28 protein-coding genes and 1 pseudogene are annotated in these 21,714 nt (G+C 42.9%); 18 read left to right on the top strand and 11 right to left on the bottom strand.

Annotated features, from left to right (window positions below; all coding sequences use genetic code 11):
- Positions 1 to 182: 182 nt before the first annotated feature.
- The 7 genes from ACFPZG_RS14565 (at position 183) to ACFPZG_RS14535 (ending at position 3,791) form a co-directional block, all read left to right on the top strand.
- Positions 183 to 722 (top strand): GNAT family N-acetyltransferase, encoded by a 540-nt coding sequence (locus ACFPZG_RS14565; protein WP_283733730.1) that lies wholly within the window; start codon positions 183 to 185, stop codon positions 720 to 722.
- Positions 709 to 1,116 carry an NUDIX hydrolase gene (locus tag ACFPZG_RS14560; protein WP_317941102.1) on the top strand — a complete coding sequence of 136 codons (408 nt, stop codon included), beginning with the start codon at positions 709 to 711 and terminating at the stop codon, positions 1,114 to 1,116. The genes ACFPZG_RS14565 and ACFPZG_RS14560 overlap by 14 nt, the downstream gene beginning before the upstream one ends.
- A gap of 36 nt (positions 1,117 to 1,152) precedes the next feature.
- On the top strand, positions 1,153 to 1,851 hold the full coding sequence (locus ACFPZG_RS14555; protein WP_317941104.1) for a nucleotidyltransferase domain-containing protein: 699 nt from the start codon (positions 1,153 to 1,155) through the stop codon (positions 1,849 to 1,851).
- A 7-nt stretch (positions 1,852 to 1,858) separates the two neighbouring features.
- A complete protein-coding gene (locus tag ACFPZG_RS14550; RefSeq protein ID WP_283733732.1) occupies positions 1,859 to 2,356 on the top strand; it encodes an NUDIX hydrolase in 498 nt (165 codons plus the stop codon).
- 72 nt (positions 2,357 to 2,428) lie between these two features.
- A complete protein-coding gene (locus ACFPZG_RS14545; protein WP_283733733.1) occupies positions 2,429 to 2,779 on the top strand; it encodes a VOC family protein in 351 nt (116 codons plus the stop codon).
- 120 nt (positions 2,780 to 2,899) lie between these two features.
- Positions 2,900 to 3,286, top strand: a complete 387-nt coding sequence (locus tag ACFPZG_RS14540) for a hypothetical protein (RefSeq protein ID WP_283733734.1) — start codon at positions 2,900 to 2,902, stop codon at positions 3,284 to 3,286.
- 124 nt (positions 3,287 to 3,410) lie between these two features.
- Positions 3,411 to 3,791, top strand: a complete 381-nt coding sequence (locus tag ACFPZG_RS14535) for a CopG family transcriptional regulator (protein ID WP_283733735.1) — start codon at positions 3,411 to 3,413, stop codon at positions 3,789 to 3,791.
- Positions 3,792 to 3,830: 39 nt separating this feature from the next.
- Here the strand turns inward: ACFPZG_RS14535 and ACFPZG_RS14530 are convergent, their stop codons facing one another.
- From ACFPZG_RS14530 to ACFPZG_RS14520, 3 genes are read right to left on the bottom strand one after another with little or no spacing between them, the layout of a single operon-like run.
- Positions 3,831 to 4,226 carry a VOC family protein gene (locus ACFPZG_RS14530; RefSeq protein WP_283733736.1) on the bottom strand — a complete coding sequence of 132 codons (396 nt, stop codon included), beginning with the start codon at positions 4,224 to 4,226 and terminating at the stop codon, positions 3,831 to 3,833.
- Positions 4,227 to 4,244: 18 nt separating this feature from the next.
- Complete coding sequence (locus tag ACFPZG_RS14525; protein WP_283733737.1) at positions 4,245 to 4,715, bottom strand: DinB family protein; 471 nt, start codon at positions 4,713 to 4,715, stop codon at positions 4,245 to 4,247.
- A 9-nt stretch (positions 4,716 to 4,724) separates the two neighbouring features.
- On the bottom strand, positions 4,725 to 5,606 hold the full coding sequence (locus ACFPZG_RS14520; protein WP_317941019.1) for a prenyltransferase/squalene oxidase repeat-containing protein: 882 nt from the start codon (positions 5,604 to 5,606) through the stop codon (positions 4,725 to 4,727).
- A 95-nt stretch (positions 5,607 to 5,701) separates the two neighbouring features.
- Here ACFPZG_RS14520 and ACFPZG_RS14515 point away from each other — a divergent pair, with 95 nt between their 5' ends.
- The gene (locus tag ACFPZG_RS14515; protein WP_283733740.1) at positions 5,702 to 6,106 is read left to right on the top strand and encodes a hypothetical protein; all 405 of its coding nucleotides are present in this window, start codon (positions 5,702 to 5,704) and stop codon (positions 6,104 to 6,106) included.
- Positions 6,107 to 6,303: 197 nt separating this feature from the next.
- Here ACFPZG_RS14515 and dacB read toward each other — a convergent pair whose 3' ends face one another.
- Positions 6,304 to 7,851 carry a D-alanyl-D-alanine carboxypeptidase/D-alanyl-D-alanine endopeptidase gene (dacB, locus tag ACFPZG_RS14510; RefSeq protein WP_317941020.1) on the bottom strand — a complete coding sequence of 516 codons (1,548 nt, stop codon included), beginning with the start codon at positions 7,849 to 7,851 and terminating at the stop codon, positions 6,304 to 6,306.
- 245 nt (positions 7,852 to 8,096) lie between these two features.
- Here dacB and pxpB point away from each other — a divergent pair, with 245 nt between their 5' ends.
- From pxpB to ACFPZG_RS14490, 4 genes are read left to right on the top strand one after another with little or no spacing between them, the layout of a single operon-like run.
- Entirely contained in the window at positions 8,097 to 8,798 is a 702-nt protein-coding gene (gene pxpB, locus ACFPZG_RS14505) for a 5-oxoprolinase subunit PxpB (RefSeq protein ID WP_381427732.1), read from the top strand.
- Complete coding sequence (locus tag ACFPZG_RS14500; protein ID WP_317941022.1) at positions 8,795 to 9,787, top strand: 5-oxoprolinase subunit C family protein; 993 nt, start codon at positions 8,795 to 8,797, stop codon at positions 9,785 to 9,787. The genes pxpB and ACFPZG_RS14500 overlap by 4 nt, the downstream gene beginning before the upstream one ends.
- Positions 9,788 to 9,798: 11 nt before the next feature.
- Positions 9,799 to 10,569 carry a LamB/YcsF family protein gene (locus ACFPZG_RS14495; RefSeq protein WP_317941023.1) on the top strand — a complete coding sequence of 257 codons (771 nt, stop codon included), beginning with the start codon at positions 9,799 to 9,801 and terminating at the stop codon, positions 10,567 to 10,569.
- Between the two features lie 26 nt (positions 10,570 to 10,595).
- Complete coding sequence (locus ACFPZG_RS14490; RefSeq protein WP_283733741.1) at positions 10,596 to 11,042, top strand: hypothetical protein; 447 nt, start codon at positions 10,596 to 10,598, stop codon at positions 11,040 to 11,042.
- A gap of 45 nt (positions 11,043 to 11,087) precedes the next feature.
- Here ACFPZG_RS14490 and ACFPZG_RS14485 read toward each other — a convergent pair whose 3' ends face one another.
- Positions 11,088 to 11,807 carry a YebC/PmpR family DNA-binding transcriptional regulator gene (locus ACFPZG_RS14485; RefSeq protein ID WP_283733742.1) on the bottom strand — a complete coding sequence of 240 codons (720 nt, stop codon included), beginning with the start codon at positions 11,805 to 11,807 and terminating at the stop codon, positions 11,088 to 11,090.
- A 300-nt stretch (positions 11,808 to 12,107) separates the two neighbouring features.
- A pseudogene (locus tag ACFPZG_RS14480) lies at positions 12,108 to 12,262 on the bottom strand (helix-turn-helix domain-containing protein); the annotation flags it as partial.
- Between the two features lie 224 nt (positions 12,263 to 12,486).
- On the opposite strand from ACFPZG_RS14480, the gene ACFPZG_RS14475 reads away from it, so the two are divergent.
- Positions 12,487 to 13,167, top strand: a complete 681-nt coding sequence (locus ACFPZG_RS14475; protein ID WP_283733744.1) for a phosphoribosylaminoimidazolesuccinocarboxamide synthase — start codon at positions 12,487 to 12,489, stop codon at positions 13,165 to 13,167.
- 17 nt (positions 13,168 to 13,184) lie between these two features.
- Here ACFPZG_RS14475 and ACFPZG_RS14470 read toward each other — a convergent pair whose 3' ends face one another.
- Positions 13,185 to 13,508: a hypothetical protein gene (locus ACFPZG_RS14470; RefSeq protein ID WP_317941025.1), complete on the bottom strand. Its 324-nt coding sequence runs from the start codon at positions 13,506 to 13,508 to the stop codon at positions 13,185 to 13,187.
- Positions 13,509 to 13,617: 109 nt separating this feature from the next.
- On the opposite strand from ACFPZG_RS14470, the gene ACFPZG_RS14465 reads away from it, so the two are divergent.
- Positions 13,618 to 14,175, top strand: a complete 558-nt coding sequence (locus ACFPZG_RS14465) for a superoxide dismutase family protein (RefSeq protein WP_283733746.1) — start codon at positions 13,618 to 13,620, stop codon at positions 14,173 to 14,175.
- A gap of 28 nt (positions 14,176 to 14,203) precedes the next feature.
- Here ACFPZG_RS14465 and ACFPZG_RS14460 read toward each other — a convergent pair whose 3' ends face one another.
- On the bottom strand, positions 14,204 to 15,334 hold the full coding sequence (locus ACFPZG_RS14460) for a CAP domain-containing protein (RefSeq protein ID WP_283733747.1): 1,131 nt from the start codon (positions 15,332 to 15,334) through the stop codon (positions 14,204 to 14,206).
- Between the two features lie 129 nt (positions 15,335 to 15,463).
- On the opposite strand from ACFPZG_RS14460, the gene ACFPZG_RS14455 reads away from it, so the two are divergent.
- From ACFPZG_RS14455 to ACFPZG_RS14440, 4 genes are all read left to right on the top strand, one after another.
- A complete protein-coding gene (locus ACFPZG_RS14455) occupies positions 15,464 to 16,327 on the top strand; it encodes a putative RNA methyltransferase (RefSeq protein WP_317941028.1) in 864 nt (287 codons plus the stop codon).
- A gap of 297 nt (positions 16,328 to 16,624) precedes the next feature.
- Positions 16,625 to 17,272, top strand: a complete 648-nt coding sequence (locus ACFPZG_RS14450) for a pentapeptide repeat-containing protein (RefSeq protein ID WP_317941030.1) — start codon at positions 16,625 to 16,627, stop codon at positions 17,270 to 17,272.
- Positions 17,273 to 17,319: 47 nt separating this feature from the next.
- Positions 17,320 to 17,805, top strand: coding sequence for a hypothetical protein (locus ACFPZG_RS14445; RefSeq protein ID WP_283733752.1), 486 nt, complete (start codon positions 17,320 to 17,322; stop codon positions 17,803 to 17,805).
- Complete coding sequence (locus ACFPZG_RS14440) at positions 17,802 to 17,933, top strand: hypothetical protein (RefSeq protein WP_283733753.1); 132 nt, start codon at positions 17,802 to 17,804, stop codon at positions 17,931 to 17,933. The genes ACFPZG_RS14445 and ACFPZG_RS14440 overlap by 4 nt, the downstream gene beginning before the upstream one ends.
- 59 nt (positions 17,934 to 17,992) lie before the next feature.
- Here ACFPZG_RS14440 and ACFPZG_RS14435 read toward each other — a convergent pair whose 3' ends face one another.
- The 3 genes from ACFPZG_RS14435 to ACFPZG_RS14425 all read right to left on the bottom strand — a co-directional run bounded on the left by ACFPZG_RS14435 (position 17,993) and on the right by ACFPZG_RS14425 (position 21,704).
- Positions 17,993 to 20,122 (bottom strand): MMPL family transporter, encoded by a 2,130-nt coding sequence (locus ACFPZG_RS14435; RefSeq protein WP_317941031.1) that lies wholly within the window; start codon positions 20,120 to 20,122, stop codon positions 17,993 to 17,995.
- Between the two features lie 227 nt (positions 20,123 to 20,349).
- Complete coding sequence (locus ACFPZG_RS14430; RefSeq protein ID WP_116018206.1) at positions 20,350 to 20,550, bottom strand: cold-shock protein; 201 nt, start codon at positions 20,548 to 20,550, stop codon at positions 20,350 to 20,352.
- 155 nt (positions 20,551 to 20,705) lie between these two features.
- Complete coding sequence (locus ACFPZG_RS14425; protein WP_283733754.1) at positions 20,706 to 21,704, bottom strand: inorganic phosphate transporter; 999 nt, start codon at positions 21,702 to 21,704, stop codon at positions 20,706 to 20,708.
- Between the last annotated feature and the right edge of the window lie 10 nt (positions 21,705 to 21,714).

The following is a 21,714-nucleotide window of genomic DNA, read 5'->3' as shown; positions in this document are numbered from 1 at the left end:
GACTCGGGTGGATTAATTCCTAACGTGACGCTGATCCCCTAATGGAAACCATGTCTATTAAAGTTCCGCAATGATGCTACAACATCTTTGCGGTCCTTTTTACTATATCCTGTATCTATTGAAATTATAACAAATAGAAATTGCAAAGTCTATTAATTGAAAATAATTAAAGAGGTGTGTGTATGTTAATTCAACATGGGCGTGTGGCTATTCGAGAATTGATTGATGAAGATAAATTGCATTTGGTCAAATGGTTGTCTGACCCTGTAGTATTGCAGTTTTATGAGGGACGGGACCGTCCGTTAGATTTGGCACAGGTTGAAGAGGACTTTTACGGAGAGGCGGATGGTGAAACAAGATGCCTCATATTATACGATGAGGAACCTATTGGCTATGTACAGTTTTATCCAGTAGGGGATGAGGAAAGAAGGATCTATGGATATTCCAATCCATCAGAAATCCTCTACGGTATGGATCAGTTCATCGGAGAACCAACCTTTTGGAATAAAGGAATTGGGACGCAACTTGTCGAAATGATTGTTACATATTTATTGGATGAAAAGAAAGTGGACCGTATTGTTATGGATCCACAAACGTGGAACGAGCGGGCGATTCGCTGCTATGAGAAGTGCGGGTTCAGTAAAGTAAAGCTTTTACCTAAGCATGAATGGCATGAAGGGGAATACCGGGATTGCTGGTTGATTGAATATGTCGGGAAGTGAAGTGGTACATACGAGAATTCGGGGATCTGCCGTAATTATTGAGGATGATAAAGTAGGGATCATTCGGAGGAATCGTGATGGGGAGGAATATTATGTCTTTCCGGGTGGTGGAGTTGAGGACGGGGAAAGCCCTGAGGAGGCAACTGTCCGGGAGGCAATGGAAGAGTTAGGTGTACAAATTGAAATACAAAAGCTTATTGGAACTGTAAATTTTAATGGAACACAGCATTTTTTTCTTGCAACGATTGTCGGTGGGACATTTGGGACGGGAAAAGGTGAGGAATATGGGATAGACCGTAATAGAGGAACTTATACGCCAGTGTGGATCCCTATTGATGGGCTTGAAATGTTAGATGTTCGCCCCGTGGAGATTGTAAAGAGACTGATTAAATAAAGACCCGGAAATGTTTGGAGGAGCCAAATGAAAAGGATGAAAGCAATATTTGTAGCAAAACGTTTTGTCGATGAATACTTCCCTCATTGCCAGGCCGCGGTTCTTGCAGGAAGTGTCGTCAGAGGCGAAGAAACTCCTACATCTGATCTGGATATCGTAATTTTTGATAATCAAATAGAGAATGCTTATCGCGAATCCCGCATTGAATACAACTGGCCAATTGAAGTATTTGTACATTCTTTGACCACCTATAAAAACTATTTTCTCACAGACGCCGAAAGAGCACGTCCCAGCTTGCCGCGAATGGTGGCGGAAGGAGTTGTTTTAGTGGATACCGGAATCCTTTCGAACATCAAAAACGAAGCCGCGGTACTGTTAAATAAAGGCCCGGCCCCCTGGTCGGAACAGACCTTGTTAACAAAGAGATATATGCTAACGGACGCGCTCGACGATTTACTAGGCACGCAAAATGAGGCGGAAGCACTTTTCATCGCCAATACACTTGCCGAGGCAATCCACGAATTTGTACTCCGGACGAATGGTAAATGGATTGGCGCTTCCAAGTGGATTGTCCGTGCATTGAAACAATATGACGAGGATTTTGCCGATCGATTTGTGGATGCGTTTCATGCATTTTATAAAACCGGTGATCGGGAAGGAATTATCAATATCACTGACGAAGTGCTTGCACCATACGGAGGAAGGTTATTTGAAGGTTACTCTTTGGGGAAATGAGGGGTAAATGGTGACAGGGATATATGTCGACTGGGGCGGCCATAAACTGAAGCTCACGTGGATGAGGGATTTGATGCCAGAACGAGAATTGATCACAAGTGTTCATGCGTTTTGTTTTCATGAGGGACAGCTGCTCATGGTTAATTTGAATGATCGTGGTTGGGATTTTCCGGGAGGTCATATCGAAGTTAGAGAAACTGTGGAAGCATGTGTCATTCGTGAGGTGATGGAGGAAGCTTATGTGACGGGGGACTGCACGCTTTTGGGCGCAATTGAAGTGAATCATGAGGAGAATCCGTTATGGAACCCATCCAGTCCCTATCCGAAAGTGGGCTACCAGGTGTTTTATCGGATGGATATTACGGCGTTTTTGCCGTTTGATGCAGGCTTTGAATCGTCGGAGCGTATGCTGATCAGGCCAGAAGAAGCGGCCAATTACCATAAGGGATGGCAGAAGGGCTTTGATGAAATTATGGGCGCTGCTCTTGGGAAAATGAGAATATAAAAAAACTTGTTGAATAAATAAAACAACGCCTGGATTGTATGACAATGAATAATTTACTGGGAGGACAGGACTATGAAAGTTAAAGGTTTCGGTGGGGTTTTTTGGAGAACAAAAGACGTTGTTGCACTGGGGAAATGGTATAAAGAAACCCTTGGTTTATCGATGGAAGAGTGGAATGGTATGATTTTCAAGCCGGAAGTTGATAATGAAACAATCTTTTCTTTGTTTAAGGAGGATAATGATTATTTTCCAAAGGAACAATCTGTAATGTTAAATTTTCAAGTGGAAAATATCGAAGCTTGGCTGGAACATTTTGAGAAAATTGGAATACCGCTTTTAAAACAACCTGAGAAAAGCGAGTTCGGGACATTTGTTTGGATTGCTGATCCGGAAGGAAGATGGATTGAACTGTGGGAAAAATAATCGAAAATGAACTGCTTAGTTAAATGTATTTGTTGTCACAATTTCGTCGGTCGACATTCAGTAACTTTCCTATTAACCTAAAGGTAATAGATGTGAAGTTTCCGTGAGGAGGTTGCCGTGGTGAGGCAAATATTGATACCGATACTGATAGTTGCCGCTGTGATAATGACGGGTTGTGCGTATGAATATACGGAAGAGGACGGCTATCGGATGGCGGTCATCAATGAAGGATTTCCTGTTCCGAAAAATGCCTATGAGGTGAAGCCGGAGGATTGCACGACGGAAATTGCGAAGTCGGCGAAGTACAAGTTGAAGGGCATTGGGGACGAAGAGGGTACCCCGCCTTCAGACTATTTGGAGGAAATTCAAAGTTGGGGCTGGACCGAGCTTGAAGATAAACGGGTTGGCCATGTTCATTATTTTGAGAAAAAGGGAAAAATCATGTCGTTGATCATACAGAAAAATGTGTTTGATGTGTTTGAGATGAGTGATGATGTGGAGTTGTGATGAAAAAGCAGGGATGATGACGAATTGCGTCTTCATTCCTTATTTTTTTCTTTTACCATCCATTCACCTTCCATTTGGATGGTGAATATGTTATGATATACACAATAGAAAGGGGATGGTAAGGGTGGCGGAATCGGAAAAAATTACGATCAATATGAACGTTGTTGATTTGGGGAAAGTTGATTTGTTGGTTGACCAGGGGTTTTATTCAAACAGAACAGATTTCATCAGAACTGCAATTCGTAGTCAGTTGGAAACGCATTCGGATGAAGTGAAAGACATCGTGATCAGGAAGTCGTATGTCGTAGGGGTAATCCGATATGGAAGAAAAGAGTTAGAGAAACTTCGTGACTCAAGTACAAAGATTGATGTGAAAGTTGCGGGGTTGTTGTTGTTTGCGGATGATGTTGATGCTGAACTTGTAAAACAGACATTGGCTTCAGTGCAGGTAAGAGGTGTGTTGAAAGCGAATGCTGAAGTGAAATTAGCTATTGAGAAGTTATGAAAAGACGCCTCCCAGTGAATTAGCATGGGAGGCGTTTATTTACTGTGATTTGCCTAAAATGGCTTGGATTTTTTCAGTCTTCTCGACTTCGTTTTTATACTCGAAGAAACCTATCTGATTCCCCCAAGGGTCAGAAAATGTTGCCCATTTGACAGGTACCTCTTCCCTTGAATGAAGGTTAAAGTTTTCTACATTTAACTGTTCTTGAACCCGATTGCGTTCCTCTTCAATATCAATTACACCTAAGCGAATCGGACCAGAATTCAGGGAAGGGTTGCCTTCAGCAACTTGCAACCAACAACCCGGAAGAAGCTCCCACTCTGCAAATCCTTCATGAGGACTGAAATCAGGTTTTCTCTTTAGTAAGGTCGAGTACCAATGTAGACCTTCTTCAAAATCTGATAGACGAACCTGTATTGTCATTTCATAGATCATGCAATCACCTTTTCAATATTATTCAAACAACGCGACACCTGGATCCTTCCCAAGACAATGCACAAGCATGGCATGCAGTTGTCCTCGGTGATGATAGATGTGGGAAGAGATTTCTAACAACCACTCAAACCGCGTATAGGAAACGCCCCAGTAAGAAGTCATCGTTTGCATCAGCTCTTCTTCTGTGTATTCAAGATAACGGTTTTCCAATAAAGCGAAGTTTGACAACAGAGCCTCTGTCATATCAGTTATGGATTGAAGGGAATTGGATGAATAAAAGGTCCTCATCTCTTCCACTGTTGCTTCATCTGAAATAAGTTGGTCTGCTTTACAAATCAATGAAATATGAGCTAACAGCTGTCTGATGGAAAACTTATTTTCTGTAGGCTTCATATCTAAATCATTTGAATCCAACTTGTCCATTATTTCGATTGTCGACTTTACCGCAATATGGATTTGATTCAACGTACTTCTTACATAATTATTCATTTACCTACCTCACTCAAATGCTTTCAACACCCTCAAATTATCAAGTGTCAGTACGCCGCTCCATTCCATCTTTGCAATTTCCCAAATATCTTCAAAACGGCCCCATTCCCAAGCGGGTTTCCAGCTGCCATCTTCTGTTTGTGTATTAAGAAGATGTTGGATGTTTGCTGGGATAATTTCTTTGAACTCATCATACAAGAACGACTCAGGAGAAGGTATAACTTGAAGAGGGAGCAGGCAGTAGCCATGCCATTTTTCCGGGTCGATCGTTACGCTTTCTTGTGCAATCTCGTATACTTTAGAAGAAATCTTCTCTGCTTCTTCAACTGGCAATTCTCTCACCAATTTCACCAAGCATTGCAACTCGTGGAAATCGCCAGTCTCCAATTGGTCGATGTAGGAAACCGCATAGGCAGTTAGTTTTTCCAATAAATCAGCAGGAACGAGCCCGTTATAACGGTGCAGTAAACCAGTCATTTCAGCACTTGGATTTCCCCAAGGCCAATCACCGCCATAATTCCACCAGATGGCTCGTGGTGCGTTCTCCACTTCCTCCGGGACAATTTCCCATCCCATCTTTTCTTCGTCAAACGTATTCAACACATATTGAATAGCTTTTTGCACCATTGGCTCCGATTCATCGGCCCCGATACGAGACAAAAGCTGCAACCCAATTGTTGTTGCTAACGCCGATGATGCCTCGCACCTAAAATCAGGCTCCAATCCATTACCGAATCCGCCATCTTCATTTTGATAAACCTTAAGCTCTTCTAATACCCTCTCGCGGCTGCCATTTTCAAATTCAAATTCGTAAAGGGCTTTTTCCAGTGGACGTGCTTTCGTTTTAAGAAATGTTAAGGCGTGTTGATAGTGGTCTAATAATTGTTCCAATTGAATCCCTACTTTCGAAAGTATGTTATTAAACGTATTCGCTATCGGAAATAGGGAATCCTTCAAAGAAAAATAAAACTTTGGAGGTATTATAATTGAAGCTGCTTAGGGATATCCTTATCTTTTTCATTTTTGGAGCTTTAATAGGCATACAACAAATCGTTAATTCAAATTCGTTGGAACCTGAGATCATAGATTATAGAACCATTCCTTTTGAGATTAAAGACGGATGGGTATGTATTCCGGAAGGCGAACACGAACTTACTGTTGGAGTACAGGCAAAAAACACGAAGAAAATGTATTTCTATCTGACACCAACGGGGACAAATACTGCCTCACAGAAGGTTTTAATTGGGGAGAGTGAAGGAAGGAAAGGAATTTTCACAGTTAACCATATATTTAAGGAGAATGAGAGCATTTTGTATCATTTTTCAGTGGACTATGAAAATAAAAAGTATAAGGAAACCGATTACTTGTTCAATATTGTGAGGTGCGAATGAATATTCACGCATAAATTTGTTGAAAGAAGCATAAACCCGTCCAAAAACGCATAAATTATGCTATATGCGTTTTCGGACGGATTTATGAGTGAATCGCAGCGTTTATGCGTATTTCGAGGCTTTTATGCGTGTTTGTGATTTTGAAAGGCCAAATAGAAGGGACTGCATGGAGTGGCTCATGTAGTCCCTTTTTTTATTCAAAACTCATATTCCGCAAGCACTGTTATGATCGCATCTTCAATCGGAGAAACTGGGCCGGTGATGTAATTATTGATTAATATTGAAAAAATTAATACAGTGCCGTCTTTTGCTGTGACGTATCCCGAAAGGGTGGATACGCCAGTGATGGTGCCGGTTTTCGCTTTGACGTTTCCAGCAGTTAATCCATCTCCCATCCGATTGCGTAGCGTGCCACCGATCATCCGTTCAGGGATGCCTGCGATTGGAAGTGAAGCCTCAAATGCCGGGAACCAGCTTTTCGTTTGTATGTTCCCTAACAATGTTGTGAGTTCATCAGCCGAAATAAGGTTCTTATGCGACATGCCCGAACCATCGCGTAGCACGACAGTGTCGGTATTGACACCGAAATCCTTCAGTTTCTCCTTCATTACTGAAAGACCTGCGTCCCAGCTGCCTTCGCCGCGCTGAACTTTCCCCATCTCCTTCACCAATAATTCTCCATGTCCGTTGTTGCTTAGCTTCATGAATGGAATGAAAAGGTCTTTAAGCGGCATTGATTTTTTAGATGTAAGAATGGTTGCATTTTCAGGTGTGAACCCGGATTTCATACCACCTACAAACCGGATGCCTTCCGCTTCAAGCGATTGTTGAAATACATTCAATACGTACATTGTAGGTTCCCAAACAGCTACCCAAGATCGGGACACTGTGCCACCAAGCGGCATGTTCCCTTCAATGAAAATCCGATTTGTTCCATGCTCACGTTCGATTGTAATGCTTTTCGATTGGCCTCTTGCAACAGTGTTGGCTTTATTGACGATTTCAAGGTAGCTATTATTTGGGTTTAGTGTCACTTTGGGGGGACTGCCGACTTTATTGTTTGGGTGGGCATCGACGATCACTGTCCCCGCATCATAGTCTTCGTTAGGTGAAAGTGTCAAAGCAGAAACTTGTGCACCAACATAGCTATGTTCATCCGACCAGTTCAAGTCCTGAGAATAGCGGACATCATCATACCAGCTATCATCGGCAATTAGGCTGCCATTGATATTGTTTATACCTTTTGCCTTCAATTCTCTCGCAAACTGATCCAAATCCCTTTTCAGTAAAGTGGGGTCACCTTTTCCTCTTAAGTAAAGATTGCCGTGCAGAACTGCCCCTTTTACTTGTCCATCAGTTAGCACATCTGTCATGAATTGATAGCCCGGCCCCAAAATATCCATAGCTGTCGCGCCTGTCAGTAATTTCATGTTAGACGCCGGACGCAGGCGGATGTCTCCGAAATGTGAATATAGAACTTCCCCGTCCGCTTTACGGATACTTACCCCAGCAATCGCCCCCTGGAGCTTCGGATTCTCTAAGATGGTATTTATCTTCTGACCAAGATCTTCGTTTAATGTTGACTTATCTTTGTTTAATGCGGACTTTTCAATGGATGCAACGTAAATAATTTCCTTGGATGCAGCGATAGGTTGAATCGGTGTCCTATGTGTGACTGGGAATATTGCAATTAACATAATTGATAGTGCAAGAAATGATTTTTTAAGTACAGAGTTCTTTATCATTTAGCTAACATCCTTTCACCCATTTGCTTGATTGTACTTCATATTTTTGAGAATGGACATAGTTGAATACAGGCAATTTTGAATGTATTAGGTAACCCAACATGGAAGTGCTACATAATAACCTATGCGCTTCATTCAATTGTTAAACAATATATAAAACAAGCAGAAGCCGGTAGGTTACTAATCAGTTAATTTGCGGTAAAATAATGTATATTCAAAAGAATCGGCAAGGATGTGTAGGAATGTTGAAGTACACATTATCTCCAATGGGTGATCAAGCGGTGATGATTGAAGTCGACGCAGTAATTAGTCCTTCGTCACAGCGAAATGTGAAGTCGATTGTTGCTCGACTGAATGAGGCATCGCCTTCTTGGATGGTCGAAGCGATTACCGCTTATACAACGGTAACGATTATTTATGACTTACAAGAATTCAATGGTAAGGGTTCCCCGTTTGAACAGGTTTGTCAGCGGATTCAGGAGTTACTCCAAGACGTGCGAGAAATGGGCGATTCTGAACAACGGATTGTTAGGATTCCGGTCTTATATGGAGGTTCCTATGGCCCGGACTTGCATTTCGTCGCGGAGTATAACTGTTTGACGCCTGATGAAGTGATTGCGATTCATACAACGGGTGATTATACAGTACATATGATAGGCTTCGCGCCAGGTTTTCCATTCATTGGCGGGATGTCGGAGAAGATTAGTGCACCAAGAAGGTCGACTCCGCGATTAAAGATTCCTGCAAGAACGGTTGGTATAGCGGGTATGCAGACTGGAGTTTATCCAATTGAAACGCCGGGGGGCTGGCAATTGATCGGCCGAACGCCACTCGAGTTGTTTCTTCCGAATGAACATCCGCCAACCTTACTTGGACCTGGAGATAAAATAAGATTTTATAAGATTACGAGTAAGGAGTACGAGGACTTGCGAGGTGGTTCAGAGTGATTTCGGTCATCAAATCAGGTCTTTTTGACACAGTTCAAGATTTGGGAAGATACGGCTATCAAAGGTTTGGAGTTGTGGCGGGCGGTGTCATGGATCCGTTCTCCCATCGGGTTGCGAATTTGCTTGTTGGAAATGAAGAGGATGCAGCTACTTTAGAAATGACTCTTGTCGGACCAGTTCTTTTATTTGAGGAAGATACGGTGATTGCCATATGTGGCGGAGATTTAATACCCATGATTGCGGACGATCCTGTGCCGAAGTGGAAACCGGTGTTCATTCGAAATGGTAGTGAACTGCAGTTCGGAGCGGCGAAGACGGGAAGCCGTGCGTATTTAGCTGTTTCAGGTGGGTTTGATGCACCGGTTGTACTTGGTAGCCGGTCGACATATGTGAAAGCTGGGCTCGGCGGGATGGATGGAAGGGCGTTGCGGAAAGGCGATGTCCTTTGCTTTGGAGCAGTATCTAAGTTGGCAGAACTGATAAAAGGAAAGCTTGAGTCCGGTACGCCAATCCACGCGGCAGATTGGAGGGTCACGCCGAAACTTCTGCCCGATCTTTCTGGAACTTATGAAATTCAAGTCATGCGCGGAAGGCAATATGAGTTGTTCGATGAAGAGAGTCAATACCGTTTCTGGAATGAAACATTCACTGTCAGTTCTCAATCAGATCGGATGGGCTATCGGACTACTGGACCGACATTACGATTAAAAGAGCCCAAAGAGATGGTTTCAGAAGCAGTTACATATGGCTCCATCCAAGTTCCGCCGGATGGGAGTCCAATCATTTTGGCGGCGGACCGGCAGACGACTGGCGGTTATCCGAAAATCGGACAGCTGTCTTCGATTGATTTTTCAAAGCTTGCACAGGCGAAGGCGGGGGACAGGCTTTTATTCAAGGAAGTGACAATCGAGGAATCACAGCAGTATTTAGCGAAGCGGGAAATGGATTTAAAGATGCTACGTGCAGCGATTCGGAATAGATTTAAATAGGAGTGGGTGGAATGGGATTTGTTGTCGATTTGAATTGTGATATGGGGGAAAGTCTTGGAGACTACGTCATGGGTAATGATGAAGCGATTTTGGAGACGATTACGTCCGCTAACATTGCATGCGGTTTCCATGCAGGGGATCCCACGACGATGCGGAAGACCGTACGGTTGGCGTTAGAGAAAAATGTCGGAATCGGCGCCCATCCGGGGTTGCAGGATTTAGTTGGTTTCGGACGGCGGGAAATGGCCATTTCAGCTGATGAAGCGTTCGATTTAGTCGTTTATCAATTAGGGGCTTTGTCTGGCATCGTAAAGGCGGAAGGTGGGCATTTGCAGCATGTGAAGCCACATGGGGCACTCTATAATATGGCTGCCGTAAACCGGACACATTCCAAGGCGATTGCGGAAGCAGTTTACAAAGTCGATCCGGAATTGATCCTGTTTGGACTCGCGGGCAGTGAGCTCGTTAAGGCAGGGAAGCGAATTGGGTTGAAGGTGGCGCATGAAGTGTTTGCGGATCGGACTTATCAGGCGAATGGGACATTAACTTCTCGTCGGGAGCCGAATGCACTGATTACCGATCAGGACATTGCAATCAGGCAAATCGTCCGGATGGTGAAGGAAGGGAAAGTGCGCGCGACCGATGGAACGGATATTTCGATTATGGCCGATACGATTTGTATTCATGGAGATGGGAAGACCGCTGTGGAATTTGCAAGGGTGATACCGGGAGCTTTGGAAAGGGAAGGAATTATGGTTAGGAAGATTGGAGAAATTAAGTAGGATCAAAATCGGAAAGGGGAAACCGAATGGAATTTTGTATTAAATCATACGATAGTGTTGGACCTATCAAATTGGGTATGACCAAAGAAGAGATTAGGAGTTTGATGCCTGAAAAGCCGTGGGACTCACATGATTTTAGAGGTCCTTACACAGACTATTTTATTGCATCTGGACTTTTCGCATACTATACGGGGGAGTATGGAGTGTGTGAAGCTGTTGAGTTTACTGAACCTACGATAGCAATATTTGAAAATAGACGGATAAACGGTGTTCCTTATATTGAAGCTTTAAATTGGTTAAAGAAATTTGATGATGAATTGAAAGTTGAAAGGTTTTTAGGGGCAACTTCTTATAAATTCGGCATTGGATTATACGCGCCAAACTATGACGAGGAACAGGAGCCTGATGTACATGTAGAGGCTGTCATTGTATTTAGGAGAGGCTATTATGATTCGATTAAGCAAACAAGTTGAAAAAAGGACAAAACATGGAATTCCTATGTTTTGTCCTTTACTAATTTATTCACCTAAATCAACGTTATGATAAACTTGTTGAACGTCTTCCAAGTCATCCAATGCATCAATCATTTTCTCGAATTGCGCTTCTGAATCTGCATCCAATGTCACGTCATTATGCGCAAGCATTGTCAATTCTGCCACGGAGAATTCAGTAATACCAGCATTTTTCAATGCTTCTTGTACTGCGTGGAATTGATCCGGTTCTGCATAAACGATGACTGTGTCTTCTTCTTCCAAAATATCACGGACTTCAACGTCTGCTTCCATAAGAAGTTCCAGCACTTCATCCGCAGTTTTGCCTTCCAAACCGAATACAGCAGTCGCGTCGAACATATACGCAACGGAACCGCTGACGCCCATGTTTCCGCCGTTTTTACCGAATGCCGCGCGCACTTCGGAAGCAGTTCGGTTGACGTTGTTTGTTAGTGCGTCGACAATGACCATCGATCCATTCGGGCCGAAGCCTTCGTAACGAAGCTCGTCATAGTTTTCCTCTGCGCCGCCTTTTGCTTTCTCGATTGCACGGTCAATGATCGCTTTCGGAACGTTGTATGTTTTCGCACGTTCAACTACCATTTTTAGTGTTTGGTTTGTCTCAGGATCAGGGTCACCCTGTTTTGCAGCTACATATAATTCACGACCGAACTTTGCGTAAATACGACTCGTATTCGCATCCTTCGAAGCCTTTTTTTCTTTAATGTTATTCCATTTACGGCCCATTCTCATTCACTCGCTTTCAGTCTGAGCATTGATTTCATCATGCAATTATACACCCATTGTATGAATGCTGACAAGTAAAAATCCTAAAAATGGAATAGGGATAGAACTTGGAAACTTCTCTATCCCTTCGGAAGAAGTTCTCGTTCTCCCTCAAAGAGTTCTCATTCCAGCCTAAAGAGTTCTCGTTTGTGCGCAAAGAGTTCTCATTCCAGCCTAAAGAGTTCTCGTTCTCCTGCAAAGAGTTCTCATTCCGGCCTAAAGAGTTCTCGTTTCCGCGCAAAAAGTTCTCAATCGCTCACTCTAAACAAGCAACAATGCATCCATATCCACAATTTCTATCTCCCGCGGCTCACTTGTCGTATCCATCCAGCTTCTTCAAATTCACCTAACTTCCTGCTAATCGTTTCGGGAGTTGTGCCGATATACGACGCCAAGTCTTTTCGTGTCATTGGCAGACAATCTTTTTAATGCAAGATGGGCAAGTCGACGGTTCCAAATTCAATACGATTTTTTTCATTTTCCTCTACCTCCATGTAGTTGTTTTGTTCTTCTTGACTACATCATAAGGTGTTTTCAAATATGAAACCTTGACCTCCATCAAGTTTTGGCTTTTTATAAGGGGGAAAGTACCTTATACTAAATGTGGCACTACATTTTCGAATAGAGAGGAAACGTGGGCATGGAACTTGTATATAAAGGAAAGACAAAAGACGTTTATAAATTGGAAGATGGAAATGTATTATTGACATTCAAAGATGATGTAACTGGGGAAGACGGCGTGTTCGATCCAGGGGCAAATACAGTTGGTTTAACGATCGAAGGTGCAGGACAATCAGGTTTACGCATGACGAAATTCTTTTTTGAAAAATTGGCAGATAAAAAAATTCCGACTCATTATATTGACGCGGATATTGAGAACGCAACGATGACAGTGAAGCCAGCGATGATATTCGGGAAAGGGCTCGAAGTCATTTGTCGTTTCCGCGCAGTTGGAAGTTTCTTGCGTCGTTACGGGGCATATTGCGAAGAAGGACAACCTTTGGATGCGTTTGTCGAAGTGACGATTAAAGATGACGACCGTAATGACCCGCCAATTACGAAAGATGCATTGGCGCAACTTGGTATATTGACTGAGGATGAGTATGTCGTTTTAGAGAAGTTGACGAAGGAAATTTCAATCGTCGTGAAAGAGGAACTTGCAAAGAAGGGACTCGAGCTTTACGATATCAAGCTTGAATTCGGTCGTGATCCTGAAGGGAATATCATGCTGATTGACGAAATTTCTGGTGGTAATATGCGTGTATACAAAGATGGAGTTTACGTTGCACCTCTTGATCTTGAGAAATTAATGTTGGCTTAATTAAAAGAAACCGCCGTTCATTCCAACTTATTGGAGTGAATGGCGGTTTTATCAATCTTAGTTGCAATTGTAAATGAAATCCAAAGCGTGGCAAGTCCAAGTATGATCATCGCAACCAATAAGTAAAACATTAAAGGCTTCCCGCCCATCCCAAGCTCATCAATAATCGTACCATTCAGCAGGCCGAGCTGGAATGCGACAAAGATCGGAATGACAGAAGAAATATAAACTAAAAATCGGTTTGCAAAAACAAACTGATTCTTCAGGATAAACAGAAGCGTTACTAGTTGGCCAGTAACAATTAATGCAGCAATGGTAATAAACATCCTATGAATTTCCAACTTTTCACCTCCCTGCATAATCGACGTACTGCTACGGGAAAAGTTTCCATACATAATATCCTTTCAGTTGGGCATCCTTGGCAGGAGTAAATGTGAAGGAGGAATTTATGTGAAGCAAAAAGCGGTAATCTTACTACTTATGTGTGCCATCCTTGTAGTAGGGGGATGTGCGAAGACAAAGAAAGCACTGCCAGTTAGCGGGGATAAGATGGAGGCAATCGTAGCTCCTCTGTTGAATACGCAAGGAAATAAAATTGGTGAAGTGACATTGGTTCAGGAGACGGAAGGTGTAATGATCAAGGTTGAAGCGGAAGGTTTGAAACCGGGATTGCATGGCATTCATATCCATGAAACCGGAGTATGCAAGGCTCCTGATTTTAAATCTGCAGGGGCTCACTTCAATCCAACTGGAAAAGAACACGGCTTTAATAATCCGAAAGGGTACCATTTAGGTGACTTGCCGAATATCGAAGTTCCGGAGGATGGGAAAGTGTCAATGGAACTAACGACTGGGGACATTACCTTGAAGCCGGGACTGGAAAATTCCATCTTAGATGAGGACGGAAGTGCTATTGTCATTCATGCGGATGCGGATGATTATAAGACTGACCCATCTGGAAATTCCGGAGATCGCGTCGCTTGTGCAGCAATTACATCGAAGAAATAAAGGAAACCGGCCGATGCGGGCCGGTTTTTTATTTCAAAAAGAAATTCTCCGTATAATACGGCTGTGATTTTTCATTAAATGCAACACCTATGCCAAGGTGACTGTAATCATCTATCAAAATATTCTCTCTGTGCCCTTTCGAATTCATCAACCCTTCATGTGCAAAAATGCTGCTTGATTGGCCGTACGCCAAATTTTCACCGGCTCTGCGGAATTTGATTTGATCCTCTTTCATCCGGTCGAAAGGCGATTGCCCTTTTAAATTATCGTGACTAAAATAATCATTGATCGCCATATCCAGGCTATGCTTGCGGGCTGTATCTGAAATTGCATTATCCCATCGCAGAATGGAGCGGCCGTGACGTACACGTGCGGCATTCGTTAAGTCGAAAAGTTGCTGTTCAAACCCATTACGCAAGGACACATCTCCTCCCGCATACATGCCAGACTTACGATGTTCGAGTGATGTTGTTATAAGCTGCACTGCAGTCACTGTTGTATTTTGATGAATATCGTAAAACACATACATATATACATCTCCGACTTTAAATAGATCCATCCCCTCATTATCCTGGAGGACGTAAATATTCAAGCCTTTTCGAATCTCCTTCAATGGTTCGCCATAGGCATTTCGGACTTCTGCTTTCCCGGTACCGTACTGGATACCGGCTTTCGAAGAAATGAGATCATCATTTGTATAGATTGCATTCACTTTCCATTTTTCATCAAATGAAATCATAACGAAGTTTTGGTAATCCTCATGATATGTGAACCATTCAGTGCCATATTCATTCAGCGAATGGTTTTGCGGTTCGCCAAGTTCAGCCTTCACCTGTTCTTCTGTAAATCCAAGTTCTATATTGTGAATGGACATTGCCGAATGGTCAGGTGTTGCAAGTTTCGGCTTCGCGACCTTATCCGGAATTAACCTTTCCATTTCGGATGATTTTGACGAGATAAAAAAAAAGAATTTATTCGCAGTGTCGAGGATGGAGCTCATGGCTGACGTGATTGATTCGTTCTCCATAACAGTTTCAATCTTTTCATCTACCGGACTGAGAAAGGAAAGGTCTATATATTTTGAAACAGGCTCTTCCCATAAAGGTTTTGCCAGATAGAATGCAACTATGAAAATAATGAATAATAAAATCCTCCTCACGGAAATCGCCTCCTTTCTATCTATTGTACCCGCGGAAGGGGAGATAGATACAGCGGGAGCCATTCATAGTTTGAGTCAACATAGAAAGACGGTATACTGATAGAACAACAATGGAACGGGGCAGATGATATGAAATTATCGAAGAAAATGCAAAGTGCGCAGCTAATTGGGATGAATGAAGGACTTTTCAAATGTCCGATATGTTCTGCCGATATGGAAATGGTAGAGTACTCACGACTTGTCTGTGAGAATATGCACTCCTTTGACTTAGCCAAAACAGGCTATGTGAATTTGGCGCCTCAATCGCATACGACAAAGTATGATAAGTCGCTTTTTGAAGCGCGGGCGGAAGTGATGAGCAGCGGGTTTTTCGGACCTGTGCTGGACAAGCTTTTTCCCATTTTGAAGGACCATGTCTTAGAAATCGATCGCCCGGTGCTGTTGGATGCAGGGTGTGGGGAAGGATCACATCTATGTGCTATTCATTCACAGTTGCAAATTGAAAGTGTTGGGATTGGTATTGATCTAGCGAAGGAAGGGATTTCCGCTGCATCGAAGGCCTATCCGGGAATCATTTGGAGTGTAGCGGATTTGGCTGCAATGCCTTTTCAAGATTTTCAAATTGACGTGATTTTGAATGTTTTATCTCCAGCAAACTATGCGGAATTCAACCGGATACTGAAGCGAGGTGGGATTGTCGTGAAAGTAGTACCGGAAAGTGGATACCTTCAGGAATTGCGAGAGGCTTTCTACGGCGGTAAGACGCAAAAAGAGGAAACCGATCCAGTGGAGCGTTTCCGTGAACATTTTGATGATGTTGAGACAGAACGGATAACTTATACATTTGCGTTGCCAGAAGGATTGCTTTCACCATTGATCCGTATGACGCCATTGACCTGGAATGCGGGGGATGAACGGATTAGTGATGTGCTTTCGGAGGGAATGAAGGAGATTACGATTGATTTGCGTGTGATTGTTGGTAAGCGCAGGTAAAGATAAATTAGTGGTTCTGATTATCCACTTTTGGAGAGATATGAGCGTGCAATTGTTGATAAGGGCATAAAGTATGTTGATAAACTTGTTATTAATGTTAACAACTATTTAGATATTGTTGACAAACAACCTCTGTTTGTTGATAACTTATGGATAAAATGTTGATAAAGAAAGGTGGGGACAGTGTATGTTTGGCGGAATTAGCGTGATTCCAAGTTGGTTCTATATTTTAGCGATAGTAGTTGTTTTGTTGCTCGTCATTGTCATTGAGTGGAAGACAAGGTAGGAGGGAGTTCGTTGGTAAAGAAAAAGGATAAGCGTGTGAAGCCGAAATTGTCGGTAGAGCACGAATTAATGCGGCCTACTGATATTTGGAGCAACGATGGGTTCATTGCAAAAGCGAAATTTGAAGGGGGTTCGTTGTCTGGGGCGGACGGGGAACGCATCGTGTTCGACGATTGTGTATTCAAAGATATGTCATTTGCGAACAGTGATTGGAAAGGCGCGGAATTTGTTGATGCTGTCTTCGTAGCATGTGATTTTTCGAATGCTCAACTGGAAAATGTCATGATGCATCGATGTGAGATCATTAATTCAAAGCTTACAGGGACTGATATGGCAAATGCCAAGTTGGGGCATATGCTTATAAAGGAAAGTGATGCCCGCTATGCAAACTTTAATTTCGCAGAAATGAAGGAAGTTGAGTTTGCAGACTGCAATTTGGTAGATAGTGATTTTTATGAATGTGACTTCAAGCAAGTTCGCTTTGAAAAATGTAAGATGGATAATATGAATTTTTCAGAAACCGATTTGGATGGTGTCGATTTATCCAACAATACATATGATCGAATTGAAGTAACATTACCGAAGATTGCGGGTTGCATCGTGTCGAAGGAACAGGCGATTGGCTTTGCACATGTACTTGGTTTAACGGTGAAAGAGTAATAATGTTATACTGAAAAGACATTTGAAATAGAAAGAGTGGCAAAATCATGCTTACATTTGAAGAAAAACAACAAATTATTGAGACAAAATTCCCTGAATTGATACGAAAAGAAGTGTCGATGAAGCGGCTTAATTATCATTATGAGGACAGTTTGTATGAAAAGACGGTTGTTGTGCAGCATCTTCACCCGAACGGCAATGGGTTCGTATATGTTGAAGGGCTTTCCAATTATGAACCGGATGACCGTGGACTCGTCAACATTCGTGAAGCGACAGAAGATGAGTTGATCACAACGATTCGTGATGCAATCCGTGCGTTATCGACAGAAGAGAACGAAAAGGAAGAGAAAGAAGAGCCAATCGAAGAAGTGTGGGTGAACAATGAGGGTCAGAAGCTGAAGTTGCTTGAGGAGGACGGATTTTTCAATGTTTACCACGGTTCTAATTTGGAGGATGGTTTCGGCGATTACAAGGAAGCGGTTGATTATCTAAAAGAGGAGAGTTTCAAGCGCGGTGGGGGTGACTCAAAGTGAATGGGAGGACGCTCGTCATCGGGCTCGTCATGTTCGTTTTAATCATTGTCGCTGTCATCTACTTTGCAATGACAGCGCAGTTTGATAAGGATCAGCAGGAAGATCACAAAGTGGAGATTATTGATTAAAATTAAAAGCTGCCTCGGAAAATGAAAAATTCATTGTCCGGGCAGCTTTTTTCATTAAATTAATGCCAATTTCCAGCCTTGTATTCACCTTTTCTAAAAGGCATCCACCAGTTCCACTTTCCAAACAGTTTCATCAAACTCGGAACAAGCAACAGGCGGATAATTGTAGCGTCGATAGCAACTGCAATCGCGATGCCGACTCCGATTTGTTTCACTGGCATGACGTCCGTAAACGCAAATGCACCAGTCAGAACAATCATGATCAGGGCAGCGGAAGTAATAATCTTGCTCGTCGTCGCAAGCCCCTCGACCGTGGAATGATCATTATCGAATGTCTTCGAATACTCCTCCTGCATCCGTGAAATGAGGAACACTTCGTAGTCCATGCTTAAACCAAAGACAAGACTGAAGACGATAACTGGAATAATAAGTGCTATCGTGCCTGGATGCAATCCGAAATGACCGTATTGGAAAATGTAAACGAGAATACCGAAAGTGGCGGAAAGCCCGACGATATTCATCAAAATTGCTTTCAACGGGATTAGGATTGAACGAAACGCAATCATTAGGATGAAAAATGTCGATACAAGGATGATCATTAACGCAATGCCGATATTATTGGAAATCTCATCGAAGATTTCCTGATTGAACTTCGGTTGCCCTCCGACAAGTAGATTCCATTCTGTTTGATCTGACCAATCTCGTGCCCATTGTTGTGCTTCATCGGATGTTCCTCTAGCTTGAAGTATCACTGGGATCAATAATTGGTCGTCTTTCACGAATGAGTCCAGCAGTGGTTCAAGCTGTACCTTCATTTCTGGAATTTGCGTTGCCTGCACCCACTCTTCAGGTGATCCGAAACCACTTGTGGTGAAAATGGTTGTCAAACCGCCAACTAATGGGTCACTGGACAAGTCTTCTTCCAATTCCTTCATCGCTTTCAAACCGTCCACATCGGACCAACCGCCCGAACGTTCCGCAATGATATACACATTCGACTGATCGCCGAGTCCGAAAGTGTCGTCCATTAATTCATAGGACGCCCGTGTATCATATGACGCCGGAAGTGAATCGATTTGAGGAATTGCCAGATCCATATTCTTCACGGGAACTACAGCAATACCTAACAGTACGAACGCAGCAATCGTAATAAGGATTGGACGTTTAATAACCCCATTCGCGAACTGTCGCCAACGGTCAGAACCGTTCTCCTTCACTTTCAGCACGCGCCCTTTGTTCAAACGATCGCCAAGTACAATTAAAATCGAAGGCAACAATGTCACCGAGCTGAGTACCGCCATGCCGACGACAATCATGCCTCCGAGTGCGATGTTCTGAAAAATTTCAACCCTGATGACGAACATCGCACCAAGACCGATAAATACGCAAAATGCCGAGAAAATAACAGATCGGCCTGCTGTGCGAATTGTCATCGCTGTAGCTTCCAATACATCGCTCTTCAACCGTTCTTCGCGGTATCGGCTGATGAATAGCAATGAAAAATCAATACTTAAAGCAAGCCCTAACATAGGCACAATATTCAGCACGAAAATCGATAAATCGGTTTGACCACCAATCAATGCCATTACGCCAAATGCGGAAATGACTGTAGCAATGCCTACAAGCAATGGCACCACGGAAGCTACTATTGACCCGAAGGCGAGTAATAGAATGATGATTGCGATAGGTAATCCAATTGCCTCTGCTTTCATCAAATCCCGCTGGCTTGCGCTATTGATATCCTTTGTAATGGCAGATTGGCCTGTTAACACAATCCCTTTTTCATCCCCGATAACGTCTCGTATTTCGGTGACGACACCCGACATATCCCTTCCGTTCTTTTCGAAATGAAGCATAGCGTACGATACATCATTCGTATACTGCTTTTCATGATCAAGCGGGGAAACAATTTCCGACGTGAGTTCAAGTTCTTCAATCTTTGTCAAAGTGGAGAAAAGCGTTTCATCATTCACCTTATCGAATACGACAAACATCGTTTCGGCAGGTAAATCGAATTTCTTGGATGCGATTTTCATCACCTGTTCATGCTCAGCATCCATTCTGAAGCCGTCCCCTGCAAGCAATCCCGGCAAGCGAATGGCAAAAATAGCCATAATAATAAAAAGTACAATCCACCCTATGATAATCGCTTTATAACTTGTTGTAACAAAGCGTGCAAGTGTGCGCATAACATCGTCCTCCCGCTGAATTATCTCTCTATATTTCTATCATAACGGAAGTGGGAAGGGATGTCTTATTTGATGAAGTAGTTATGGGGTATCGCGTCTAAAGAGGGTGGATGCGCGTCCAAAGAAGTGCGTTGCGCGTCCAAAGCAACCCCGTCAAAGTCCAAATAGATATGAAAAACGAAAAAAACCACTCCCCGAAGAGAGTGGTTTTGAAAGTTTAGTTTAAATTAGTTTTTTTCAACATTAGTTGCTTGAAGTCCACGTTGACCTTGTTCGATTTCGAAAGTCACGTCTTGGCCTTCTTCAAGAGTCTTGAATCCGTCGCCTTGGATAGCTGAGAAGTGTACGAATACATCGTCGCCATCTTCACGTTCGATGAAGCCATAACCTTTTTCTGCGTTAAACCATTTTACTTTACCATGTTCCATGTTTGTTTCCTCCTCGTGTGCAAAGCACACATTGTGTTACTATCCTTGCTCAAGTCTTGAAGAGTCAAGCATTTCTGTGACCATCATGCCGAACAAAAATAATTCTCCTTTATCATAACAGAGGTTCTTTGGCAATGCAAGAAGTAATTTTTTGTTTAAAGAAACAAATTTAAAATTTGGTAAATTATTGCGGCTAATGCAGCGGAAATTGGCAAGGTGATAATCCATGTCATGACAATTTTTTTCGCAACTCCCCATTTCACGCCTTTTACTCGCTGTGCAGATCCGACACCCATGATGGAAGATGAAATGACATGCGTCGTGCTGACCGGTAAATGAATGAGTGTTGCGCCGAAAATAATGATTGCGGAGTTCAAGTCGGCTGCAATCCCATTGACAGGACGGATCTTCATGATCTTTCCACCGACTGTCTTAATAATTTTATAACCACCTATTGATGTACCAAGACCCATTGCAGTGGCTGCGGCAATTCGTACCCACAGCTGGATGTCGTCGCTTGTTTGCAAATCAGCTGCAATTAGTGCCATCGTAATGATCCCCATAGCTTTTTGGGCATCATTCGTTCCGTGTGTAAACGACTGCAATGCAGCGGTTCCGATTTGCATGTAACGAATCCGTCTATTCGCCTTGAAAAGATTCCGGTTTTTCAATAAAATTTTAAATAGCCACATGAAAAGGAATCCTCCCGCGATGGCGATGAACGGGGAAAGGATGAGGGCCTGCATAATTTTAAGGAACCCGCCGTAATTCAAGATGCCGAATCCCGCAGCAGAAATGGCTGCACCAGCAATTGAGCCGATCAACGCATGGGATGAACTCGACGGAATACCGTAATACCAAGTGATCAGGTTCCAAGCGATTGCGGAAAGAAGGGCTGCTAAGATGACGACTGATCCTTTTTCAAGCATGAAAGGATCGACGATGTCTTTGGAAATTGTCTTCGCAACCCCTGTGAACGTCAATGCGCCGATGAAATTCATGACTGCCGCCATATAAACGGCAGTACGCGGCTTTAATGCACGCGTTGATACTGAAGTTGCAATCGCATTGGCTGTGTCATGAAATCCGTTTATGAAGTCAAATGCCAAGGCAAATACAACGACTGCTATAGTAAGAACTAATACAATTTCCATATTTGTACCC

The sequence above is a fragment of the Sporosarcina thermotolerans genome, assembly GCF_042658975.1.
In the GTDB taxonomy this organism is placed as follows: domain Bacteria; phylum Bacillota; class Bacilli; order Bacillales_A; family Planococcaceae; genus Sporosarcina; species Sporosarcina thermotolerans.
Note: the sequence above shows the minus strand (reverse complement) of the source record. Positions and strands in the feature narration are given on the sequence as shown.